General features: G+C 65.4%; 9 protein-coding genes, 2 pseudogenes and 1 riboswitch. Of the genes and pseudogenes, 3 read left to right on the forward strand and 8 right to left on the reverse strand.

Going from position 1 to position 9,485, the window contains the following annotated elements:
- The first annotated feature begins 138 nt into the window (after positions 1 to 138).
- Positions 139 to 575: pseudogene (locus AB8Z38_RS32580) on the forward strand (VOC family protein).
- 307 nt (positions 576 to 882) lie between these two features.
- Here AB8Z38_RS32580 and AB8Z38_RS32585 read toward each other — a convergent pair.
- Positions 883 to 1,399, reverse strand: a pseudogene (locus AB8Z38_RS32585) (mismatch-specific DNA-glycosylase).
- 107 nt (positions 1,400 to 1,506) lie between these two features.
- Here AB8Z38_RS32585 and AB8Z38_RS32590 point away from each other — a divergent pair.
- A complete protein-coding gene (locus AB8Z38_RS32590) occupies positions 1,507 to 1,731 on the forward strand; it encodes a DUF6429 family protein (protein WP_369721680.1) in 225 nt (74 codons plus the stop codon).
- A gap of 155 nt (positions 1,732 to 1,886) precedes the next feature.
- Here AB8Z38_RS32590 and thiC read toward each other — a convergent pair whose 3' ends face one another.
- The 6 genes from thiC to AB8Z38_RS32620 all read right to left on the reverse strand — a co-directional run bounded on the left by thiC (position 1,887) and on the right by AB8Z38_RS32620 (position 7,698).
- Complete coding sequence (gene thiC, locus AB8Z38_RS32595; protein WP_369721681.1) at positions 1,887 to 3,785, reverse strand: phosphomethylpyrimidine synthase ThiC; 1,899 nt, start codon at positions 3,783 to 3,785, stop codon at positions 1,887 to 1,889.
- A gap of 181 nt (positions 3,786 to 3,966) precedes the next feature.
- The gene (locus AB8Z38_RS32600) at positions 3,967 to 4,575 is read right to left on the reverse strand and encodes a thiamine phosphate synthase (protein ID WP_369721682.1); all 609 of its coding nucleotides are present in this window, start codon (positions 4,573 to 4,575) and stop codon (positions 3,967 to 3,969) included.
- Positions 4,562 to 5,344, reverse strand: coding sequence for a thiazole synthase (locus AB8Z38_RS32605; protein WP_369721683.1), 783 nt, complete (start codon positions 5,342 to 5,344; stop codon positions 4,562 to 4,564). Before AB8Z38_RS32605 ends, AB8Z38_RS32600 begins: the two co-directional genes overlap by 14 nt.
- 360 nt (positions 5,345 to 5,704) lie before the next feature.
- Positions 5,705 to 5,902 carry a sulfur carrier protein ThiS gene (thiS, locus tag AB8Z38_RS32610; RefSeq protein WP_369721684.1) on the reverse strand — a complete coding sequence of 66 codons (198 nt, stop codon included), beginning with the start codon at positions 5,900 to 5,902 and terminating at the stop codon, positions 5,705 to 5,707.
- Positions 5,893 to 6,918, reverse strand: coding sequence for an FAD-dependent oxidoreductase (locus AB8Z38_RS32615; RefSeq protein ID WP_369721685.1), 1,026 nt, complete (start codon positions 6,916 to 6,918; stop codon positions 5,893 to 5,895). Before AB8Z38_RS32615 ends, thiS begins: the two co-directional genes overlap by 10 nt.
- Positions 6,906 to 7,034, reverse strand: a riboswitch (TPP riboswitch). It overlaps the preceding gene by 13 nt.
- A 133-nt stretch (positions 7,035 to 7,167) precedes the next feature.
- Positions 7,168 to 7,698: a transglycosylase SLT domain-containing protein gene (locus AB8Z38_RS32620; RefSeq protein WP_369721686.1), complete on the reverse strand. Its 531-nt coding sequence runs from the start codon at positions 7,696 to 7,698 to the stop codon at positions 7,168 to 7,170.
- A gap of 239 nt (positions 7,699 to 7,937) precedes the next feature.
- Here AB8Z38_RS32620 and AB8Z38_RS32625 point away from each other — a divergent pair, with 239 nt between their 5' ends.
- Complete coding sequence (locus AB8Z38_RS32625) at positions 7,938 to 8,153, forward strand: hypothetical protein (RefSeq protein ID WP_369721687.1); 216 nt, start codon at positions 7,938 to 7,940, stop codon at positions 8,151 to 8,153.
- 2 nt (positions 8,154 to 8,155) lie between these two features.
- Here AB8Z38_RS32625 and AB8Z38_RS32630 read toward each other — a convergent pair whose 3' ends face one another.
- Positions 8,156 to 9,484, reverse strand: coding sequence for an ATP-binding protein (locus AB8Z38_RS32630; protein ID WP_369721688.1), 1,329 nt, complete (start codon positions 9,482 to 9,484; stop codon positions 8,156 to 8,158).
- Position 9,485 lies beyond the last annotated feature (1 nt).

A 9,485-nucleotide genomic window follows, 5' to 3' on the forward strand; every position in this document is an offset into this window, starting at 1 on the left:
ATCCGGGTGGGTCTCACCGAATGGGCCGATCCTTGCGAAAAATGCGACCCCCTCTGTCGGATCGCCGCTCGCCCGTTCGTCCTTCGAGCGGCCGCTCGTGTCGGGCGCGTCTCGTTTCACATCCCGGGATATCCGCCCATGACCTCCATCACGCCGTTTCTCTGGTTCGACAACAACGTCCCCGAAGCCGTCGCCTTCTACAAATCGGTGTTTCCCAATGCCAAGGTGGAGAGCGTCAGCGATTTCATGGCGGTGTTCGAACTCGAAGGCCAGCGCTTCAACGCGCTCAATGGCGGGCCGATGTACCGCTTCAACGAGGCGGTGTCGTTCTTCATCAGCGTGGAGACGCAAGTCGAGGTGGATTATTTTGGAAAGCGCTGACCGCCGACGGCGGCGCGGAATCCAAATGCGGCTGGCTCAAGGACAAGTTCGGCCTGTCCTGGCAGGTGATCCCATCAGCGCTCGGCCGCTATCTCGGCGACGCGGACCGCACCAAGGCGAACCGCGTCATGCAGGCCATGATGGGGATGCGGAAGATCGTGATTGCGGAGTTGGATCGGGCGTATGCGGGGTGAGGGGCCGATGGTGCCGTAGGGTGGGCAAAGGCGCGCCCTTCGCGCGCCGTGCCCACCGTTCTGCCGGTTGCGTGGAGAGATGGTGGGCACGGCGCAAGCGCGCCTTTACCCACCCTACGAAACTGCGTATTTGAGTGAGACCGCGAGTCAGTTCCTCGGTGTCGTCCTGGCGAAAGCCGGGACCCATACCGCGTGATCTATCGGTTGCGGCGGGTAGAAGTACCGAACGACGAGTCTTCGCCAAACCGCTGTCTGGGGCTATGGCTCCCGGCCTTCGCCGGGACGATGACTGGGCGCTATCGTTGCCTCACACTAGGGCGATCCACCTCGCCAGCTCCCGCCACGGCTCGATCGTCCAATGCCCGGACGCAGCACCCGACGGCGAGGGCAGCACGAATATCTCCGGCAAACTTTCATCGCGCGGCTGCCGCCCCAACAAAATCCCGCGCGACGGCCTGCCACAAAACAAGCTCGCCGCCTTCTTGCTCGTGAACGCAATCGTCCTCGGCCGATACTTGTCGATCTTGGCCCTGAACCCCGCCACGTCGATCGTGTCAGCCGCGATCTGGTGATCCATCCCAGCGCCCGACTTGGAGAGATCGGTGAAGCCGATCCCGAGCTCCAGCAAGCCTGCGAACTCCCCCGGCTGACCAGCGCCGCGGCGTGATGCCGGCCTCATGGATCGCGCGCCAGAAGCGGTTGCCGGGATGGGCGTAGTAGTGCCCGAGTTCGGCCGAGCGCGTGCTGGCGGCGGTGCCGACGAAGACGAGGCGGAGGTCGGGGCGGAGCTGGTCGGGCAGGCGGTGGCTCTTGCTGTCAGGCATGTCCGTGAACCCATGACCCCGTCAGACATATCGACCGTGTCGAGGACCATTGAAGATCGTCCGTTCCCGAATAGGATAAGCTCAACGCTGCTCTGTGGGAGATCAAGATGAGCATCAACAAGGACAAGATCGACGACGCGGCATTGGCGCTGCTTTATCTGACCTTGCACGATGGCTATCGGGCTTGGAAGGGCTTCGACTGGGACGTGCTTGGGCGCTTGCACGACAAGGGAATGATTGACGATCCCGTCGGCAAGGTAAAGTCGGTGGTGTTCACGGAGGAAGGCCTCGAACGCGCGAAGACTTTGTTCAAGGAGTTATTCGAGGAATAACACGGCAGTGCCGTAGGGTGGGCAAAGGCGCGCTCTTCGCGCGTCGTGCCCACCGCTCTGTCAGGTTGCGTGGAGAGATGGTGGGCACGGCGCAAGAGCGCCTTTGCCCACCCTACGAAGCTACTGCTTGAGGCGAGATGTCGAGTGTCAACGTCTCACAACACCCGATTACTCTCCTTCACCTTCTCCGCATCCAGATACACACTGCTGCCCATCTCCTTGAATTTCGCGCTCATCTGCTTCATGCCGTCCTCAGCGGTCCCGCTCATCGACATGCCCACCGCCGCCGGGTCGTTCAGCGTCGCCGCATAGTCGCGCACGTCCTGGGTGATCTTCATCGAGCAGAATTTCGGGCCGCACATCGAGCAGAAATGAGCGACCTTGTGGGCTTCCTTCGGCAGGGTCTCGTCGTGGAAGTTTTTTGCGGTGTCGGGATCGAGGCCGAGGTTGAACTGGTCGCTCCAGCGGAAGTCGAAGCGGGCGCGGGACAGCGCGTTGTCGCGCAGCTGCGCGGCGGGGTGGCCCTTGGCGAGATCGGACGCGTGGGCGGCGATCTTGTAGGTGATGACGCCGGTCTTGACGTCGTTGCGGTCGGGGAGGCCGAGATGCTCCTTTGGGGTGACGTAGCAGAGCATGGCGCAGCCGAACCAGCCGATCATGGCCGCACCGATGCCTGAGGTGATGTGGTCATAGCCCGGCGCGATGTCGGTGGTCAGCGGTCCGAGGGTGTAGAACGGCGCCTCGCCGCATTCCTTGAGCTGCTTGTCCATGTTGATCTTGATCTTGTGCATCGGCACGTGGCCGGGGCCTTCGATCATGACCTGGCAACCCTTGTCCCACGCGATCTTGGTCAGCTCGCCGAGTGTTTCCAGCTCGGCAAACTGGGCGCGATCGTTGGCGTCGGCGATCGAGCCCGGACGCAGACCGTCGCCGAGCGAGAACGAGACGTCGTATTTGCGCATGAGGTCGCAGATCTCGTCGAAATGCGTGTAGAGGAAGCTCTCCTTGTGATGCGCCAGGCACCACTTCGCCATGATCGAGCCGCCACGCGACACAATGCCGGTGACGCGATTGGCGGTGAGGTGGATGTATTGCAGGCGCACGCCCGCGTGGATGGTGAAATAGTCGACGCCCTGCTCGCACTGCTCGATCAGCGTGTCCTTGTAGAGCTCCCAGGTCAGCTGCACCGGATCGCCGTTGCACTTCTCCAGCGCCTGGTAGATCGGAACGGTGCCGATCGGCACTGGCGCGTTGCGCAGGATCCATTCGCGCGTGGTGTGGATGTTGCGGCCGGTGGAGAGGTCCATCACGGTGTCGGCGCCCCAGCGGATCGCCCACACCATCTTCTCGACCTCTTCCTCGACCGATGAAGTCACCGCCGAGTTGCCGATATTGGCGTTGATTTTCGTGAGGAAGTTGCGGCCGATGATCATCGGCTCCAACTCTGAGTGGTTGATGTTGCAGGGGATGATGGCGCGGCCCCGCGCGATCTCGGAGCGCACGAATTCCGGGGTGATGAAGGCGGGCACGGAGGCGCCAAAGCTTTCGCCGTCGGCAAGGGCTGCCTCCGCGCGTTCGAGCTGCTGCTTGCGGCCGAGGTTTTCGCGCTCCGCGACGTAGATCATCTCCTTGGTGATGATGCCGGCGTGGGCGAATTCGAGCTGGGTGATCTTGTGGCCGTCGAGGCCGCGCAGCGGCTGGTGATAGGCCGAGAAGGCGCGCGCGGCCTTGTCGGTGGAGACACTGCCATTGTCCTCCGGCTTGATCTGGCGGCCCGCATATTCCTCGACGCCGCCGCGCTCCAGCACCCATGATTTGCGGTTGCGCGCGAGACCTGCGTTGACGTCGATGGTGACGGACGGATCGGTGTAGGGGCCGGAGGTGTCGTACACCGGCAGGTTCGGCTCGCCCGCGCCTTCGGACAGGATGATCTCGCGCAACGGCACGCGCAAATCGGGCGCGGCGTCAGGGGACGCGAAGATCTTTCGCGAGGAGGGCAGCGGGCCGGTGGTGACGGCGGGGATGGTCTTGTCGGGATTGGAGCGGATGTTCATGGGGATCCTCCTTAATTCAGTTCGTTGGCGTCGCTGCGCGAGAGACAAATACCGCTGTCATCCCCGCGAAGGCGGGGATCCAGTATTCCAGAGGCTGTCGTGGGATACGGAGAGGCTGCGGCGTACTGGATCGCCCGGTCAAGCCGGGCGATGACGGCGGAGTGTGTGGCGATAGCGTGCATCACGCGGCCTCCGCGGGTAGGCCGAGCCACTGCCGCACCCGCGCATCGGGGTCGGCGTTTTGCGTCACGTCGCTGACGACGGCGATGGAATCCGCGCCCGCGGCGAAGATCTCCGCGGCGTGCTCGAACTTGATGCCGCCGATCGCGACCAGCGGGATGGAGCCGATGCGCTTTTTCCATTGCGTGATCTTCGGGATGCCCTGCGGCTCGAAGCGCATCGATTTGAGCGTGGTGAAAAAGATCGGGCCGAGCGCGACATAGTCGGGTTTGGCTGCGAGCGCGGTTTCGAGCTCGGCGTCGTCATGGGTGGAGATGCCGAGCGACAGGCCGGCCTCGCGGATGGCCTTGAGGTCGGCATCGGCGAGATCCTCCTGACCGAGATGCAGGTATTTCGCGCCCGCGACGATCGCCGCGCGCCAATAGTCGTTCACCACGAGTTTTGCCGACGTGCCCCTGGTGATCTCCAGCGCGTCGGTGACGATCTGCAGCGCCTCGGCGTCGTTGAGGTCCTTGGCGCGCAGCTGAATCGTGCCGACGCCGAGGCTGCTCAGGCGCTCGACCCAGGCGAGGCTGTCGACGACGGGATAGAAGCGATCAGGATACGGCATGCCAGAAAGGTGTCCCAACGACAGGGGTGGAAGGAGAGGCGAAATCGCGGGCGTTCATCAGCCCGGCTTCGTAAGCGGTGCGGCCGGCCTCGATCCCGAGGCGGAAGGCGTTGGCCATGGCGATAGGATCGGCGGCTTTCGCGATCGCGGTGTTGAGCAGCACGGCGTCATAGCCGAGCTCGAGTGCTTCGGCCGCGTGCGAGGGCGCGCCGATGCCGGCGTCGACCACCAGCGTGATATCGGGCAGCCGCTCGCGCATCAGCTTGAGCGCGTCGCGGTTGGTGATGCCCCTGGCGCTGCCGATCGGGGCGGCCCACGGCATCACCACCTTGCAGCCGGCATCGACCAGACGGTTGGCGACCGAGAGATCCTCGGTGCAATAGGGGAACACTTCAAAATCGTCCTTGATCAGGAGGCTTGCTGCTTCGACCAGGCCGACCACGTCGGGCTGCAGCGTGTCGTTGTCGGCGATGACTTCCAGCTTGATCCAGGAGGTCGCGAACAATTCGCGCGCGAGCTTGGCCGTCGTCACCGCCTCGCGCACGCTGCGGCAGCCCGCGGTGTTCGGCAGCACGGTGACGTCGAGTTCGCGGATCAGGTTCCAGAACGCATCGCCGGTCTTGCCGCCGGCGGATTCGCGACGCAGCGACACCGTGACGATGTTGGCGCCGGACGCCCGGATCGCGCCTTGCATGATCGCCGGCGAGGGATAGAGCGCGCTGCCGATCAGGAGGCGAGAGGGGAAGGATTTGCCGTAGAAGGTCACCATGTGGAAGGTGTCTCCGTGATTGACGCTGTCATCCCCGCCACCGGGTCTCGCCTTCGGCGAGCCCGATGACAGGCTCCGGCGGGGATCCAGTACGCCGCGGCCGCGCGGCTAGAGCCGAGAAGCCGCGGCGTACTGGATCGCCCGGTCAAGCCGGGCGATGACAGCGGAGTGTGTGGTGACGGCACGAACAACAAGGCCGTCGTCCCGGCGAAGGCCGGGACCCATACCGCGTGATTTCTCTTGGGGCACTTTGGCAGAGACCCTTCACCACAATGAAGATTTGTGGTTATGGGTCGCGCCCCCCGTGCGCAACTTGCGCACTAGGCCGGGACGACGAGGGGAAAGAGTGTGCGATCATCCTCACCCTCCCTGCCGCGGGGTGATGATCTCGATCTCGTCGCCGGCCTTGAGATGCGTCTCGGCCCAGCGGCTTTTCGGCACGACGTCGTAATTGAGCGCGATGGCGAAATGGGTGCCTTCGTAATCGAGCTCGCCCAGCAGCGCGTCGACGCTTGCCGAATTGACCTCGCGCTGCTCGCCATTGATGATCAAACGCATTGCATCACCTCGTTGTCGATCTGGCCGCGCTCGACATAGGCAAGCGTCAGCTCGGCGAGCGCCGGCGCGATCAGGAAGCCGTGGCGGTAGAGGCCGTTGACGGCGATGGTCTCGCCGCGAACGCCGATGCGCGGCAAATTATCGGGGTAGGCGGGGCGAAGGCCGGAGCCGAACTCGACGATGCGCGCCTCACCGAAAGCGGGATGCACGGCATAGGCCGCACCCAGGAGCTCCAGCGCCGAGCGCACGCTGACGCCGGTGTCCTCGGCCTCGACCGAGGTCGCGCCCAGCATGAACAGATTGTCTTCGCGCGGAATCACGTAGAGCGGCCAGCGCGGGTGGATCAGCCGCACCGGGCGCGCCAGCTGCACCTCGTCGGTCTCGATCAAAATCATCTCGCCCTTGACGCCGCGCAGCTGCGGTTGCTCGTCGCGCGCGCCGAGGCCGCGGCAGTCGATCACGAGGTTTTTAGGATTGAGATTCGCGAGATCGGCCGCCGTGACGTCGCTGTCGAACTTGATGGTACCGCCGGCAGCAACGATGCGCTCGTGCAGTTTCGGCAGCACGCGGCGCGGCTCGACATGGCCTTCAGTCGGGAAGAACAGCGCATCGCGGAAGCGGCCCTCCAGCGACGGCTCGAGCTGCGCCAAAGCCGCGGCATCGAGCCGGCGGTGGCCCTCTGTCATGCGGGCAAAGCGCTCGAAATCGTTGCGCTCGCGCGGGTGGGCGACCACGAGGGAGCCGTTGAACGGCGTGTCCGGCAATTCGCGCCGCCAGATGTCGAGCGAGCGCAGGCCGAGCCTGGAGATGATGGGTTCGGAGACTTCCGCCTCGCAATAGGGCGCGAGCATGCCGCCGGCCCAATGGCTGGTGGCATCGGTCATGGCGGCGTCGCCGCGCTCGTGCAGCGTCACGGAATGGCCGGCCTGCGCGAACAGCAGCGCCTGCCAGGCTCCGGCGATGCCTGCGCCGATGATGGATACCGGGGAATCCGGTCGTTTGGTCGTCTGCAACATCCCTGTCCCTTCGCCGGCATGACCCGGATCAGGTTCAAAGGGTCACCGCGGTCCTGGGCTCCTTTGCCCATTTAGCGGTATCTCAGCTCCTCCTCGGAGCACCCCTCGGAACGGCTCTAATGTAGGCCAGTGGGACGGGGTGGTCAACGCGTTAGCCGCAGACCTTGTCATTCCGGGGCGGTCCGCAGGACCGAGCCCGGAATCTCGAGATTCCGGGTTCGATGCTCACGCATCGCCCCGGAACGACGGTTAGCGCGGAACCTGCGCCCGGGCGTTGCGGAGCTGCTGCGCCAGCTTGCGATGCGGGGCTGCGCCGAACATCGGCTGCGGGTTGCCGTTCGGCTCCAACTGGGGTTCGAAGCTCGCCTGCTGCACGGCTTCCTGGCGCTGCCGCTTTGCGGCGTAGTAATAACCGCCCGCGAAATAACGCACGGCCCGGGCGTGGTCGCCGTTGGCGGCGTGATAGGCGCCGGCGAGGTATTTGACCGCGTAGGTGAGATTGGTGTCGGGGTCGCGCAGTCCGGCGGCATCGCCGGTGTAGCCGAGGCCGCGGGCGGTCGCGAGCTTGATCTGCATCAGCCCGATGGTGCCGCCATGGCCGACGAGGCCGGGCTGATACCGGCTCTCGCGCATGATGACCCGATGCACCAGCGCTTCCGGCACGCCGTTGGCGCGCGCATGGGCGGCGACCATCTCGGCGTATTCGGCTTGGCCTGCGAATGCCGCCTGGGGCAATATCAGTCCAGCCGCGAGCAGCGCGGCGACGCGTAAAATCTTCATGGAAATATCCCGGGTCCCTGGGTGACCTGCGCCCGGCTGCCGTTAGGCCCGGGGAACACGGCGATGATGTGGCGAGACGCCGCTCGTGAGGATTTTGCGGTGCCGAGCCGCGGTTACGTCTCAATGCTGGCGTACGGGTCCCGTTGGGCGAACGAACCCCGCTCGCGACAGCACGCCTGTCCATTCGCGCGCGAGCGCGAAAGCGAGTAAGAAAACACCGCAAAATCGGGAGAGGTGCCATGACAAAAACCAGCATGGCCACAGCACGCACCGGCGACATTCCCAGGCAGAACCCCTGTGCCCAATGCGGCACACCGATCGCACAGCCCGACTGGATCGAGCCGGGCGAGGGGCGCATTTCCTATCTCTGGAATTGCCGCGCCTGCGGATATCGCTTCGAGGCGGTGGCGATTTTTGACGAGGTTCCCATCGTGCACCCGCCGCTCGCGGCTTAAGATTACGCCGCCAGCCGCGGCTGCTGCGATACCGGCAATTGCATCCGCACGATGAGACCGTGCGGCGCGCGGTCGTGGAGCGACAGCTCGCCGCCATGCGCGATCGCGATCGCGCGCGCGATCGACAGGCCGAGGCCGAAGCCGGTGGACTCGTCCATGGTACGGGCATCGTCGCCGCGCACGAACGGCTCCAGCATCGCCTGCTTGCGCGCGTCGGAAATGCCGGGGCCGTCGTCCTCGACGTCGATGATCAGTTTGGTGCCCGCGATAGCGAGGCGGATCGTCACCTCGGCGCCGAAGCGCACCGCGTTCTCGACGAGGTTGGTGATGCCGCGGTGCAGATCGTCGGGACGCGCGGCGGCGGTCGCCGACAGCGGGCCGTCATAGTGCACGACATGGCCCATGTCGCCGAACTGGTCGGCGACGAGCTGCAGCGAGCTTGCGATGTCGACCAGCGTCACGGCTTCGATCTTGCGATCGTTGCGCAACAGCGACAGCACGGATTCCAGCATCGAGCGCATCTGGTCGAGATCGATCAGCATGCGCTTGCGGTTGCCTTCGTCCTCGATGAACTCGGCGCGCAGGCGCAGCCGCGTGATGGGCGTGCGCAGATCGTGGCTGATCGCCGCCAGCATCCTGGTGCGATCCGACATCAGCCCCGCGATCCGTTCATGCATGCGGTTGAGCGCGCGCGCGACCGAGCGGATCTCTTCCGGGCCGCGTTCCGGCAGCGGGTCGGCGGCGCCGTCGAGGCTGAAATTCTCGGCGGCCGTGGCGAAGGACGACAGCGGCGCCGCCAGCGCCCGCGCGGCCCACAGGCCGAGCACGCTGACGCAGATGAAAGCGGACATCAGCGCCGTCAGCCACGGCGCGCCCCAGAACCACGGGCGCGAGCCGTTGCCGACCTGGGCCGCGATCACGGTGCCGTCGGGTAATTCCACGCCGATGCGGTGCGGGCCGCCGTCGGCGGACGCAAGCTGCACCACCCTGTAGCCGCGGCCGAGGTGACGACGCATCCCGTGCAGATGCTGGCCCTCGCTCTCCGCGGCGACGCTCACCGTGCCGGGCGCGTGCGTCTCGATGTTGAGCTTCGGGAACGCGCGCGCGAGATCGTCGAGCAGACGCGGCCGCTCGCTCTCGCTTGCAGCGCCGAGCAGCAGCGCGGCATCGGCCAATTGCGGCGCGCCGTCAGGCGCGGTGTCCGGGCGATCCGGCCGGCTGATCAGGAAGGCGGTGGTGACGACGAGATGCAGCGCGACGGTCGACGCCAGCACCAGTGCGGCAATCTGCCCGCCGATACCCTTGAGGTGGAAGAACCCGAGCGGCTTCATG

Origin of the sequence: Bradyrhizobium sp. LLZ17, assembly GCF_041200145.1 — a bacterium.
In the GTDB taxonomy this organism is placed as follows: domain Bacteria; phylum Pseudomonadota; class Alphaproteobacteria; order Rhizobiales; family Xanthobacteraceae; genus Bradyrhizobium.

Bases quoted from the DNA above. Each gene is read 5' to 3' on its own strand.
- AB8Z38_RS32590 (WP_369721680.1), top strand. From the start codon at position 1,507: ATGAGCATCAACAAGGACAAGATCGACGACGCGGCATTGGCGCTGCTT.
- thiC (WP_369721681.1), bottom strand. From the start codon at position 3,785: ATGAACATCCGCTCCAATCCCGACAAGACCATCCCCGCCGTCACCACC.
- AB8Z38_RS32600 (WP_369721682.1), bottom strand. From the start codon at position 4,575: ATGCCGTATCCTGATCGCTTCTATCCCGTCGTCGACAGCCTCGCCTGG.
- AB8Z38_RS32605 (WP_369721683.1), bottom strand. From the start codon at position 5,344: ATGGTGACCTTCTACGGCAAATCCTTCCCCTCTCGCCTCCTGATCGGC.
- thiS (WP_369721684.1), bottom strand. From the start codon at position 5,902: ATGCGTTTGATCATCAATGGCGAGCAGCGCGAGGTCAATTCGGCAAGC.
- AB8Z38_RS32615 (WP_369721685.1), bottom strand. From the start codon at position 6,918: ATGTTGCAGACGACCAAACGACCGGATTCCCCGGTATCCATCATCGGC.
- AB8Z38_RS32620 (WP_369721686.1), bottom strand. From the start codon at position 7,698: ATGAAGATTTTACGCGTCGCCGCGCTGCTCGCGGCTGGACTGATATTG.
- AB8Z38_RS32625 (WP_369721687.1), top strand. From the start codon at position 7,938: ATGACAAAAACCAGCATGGCCACAGCACGCACCGGCGACATTCCCAGG.
- AB8Z38_RS32630 (WP_369721688.1), bottom strand. From the start codon at position 9,484: ATGAAGCCGCTCGGGTTCTTCCACCTCAAGGGTATCGGCGGGCAGATT.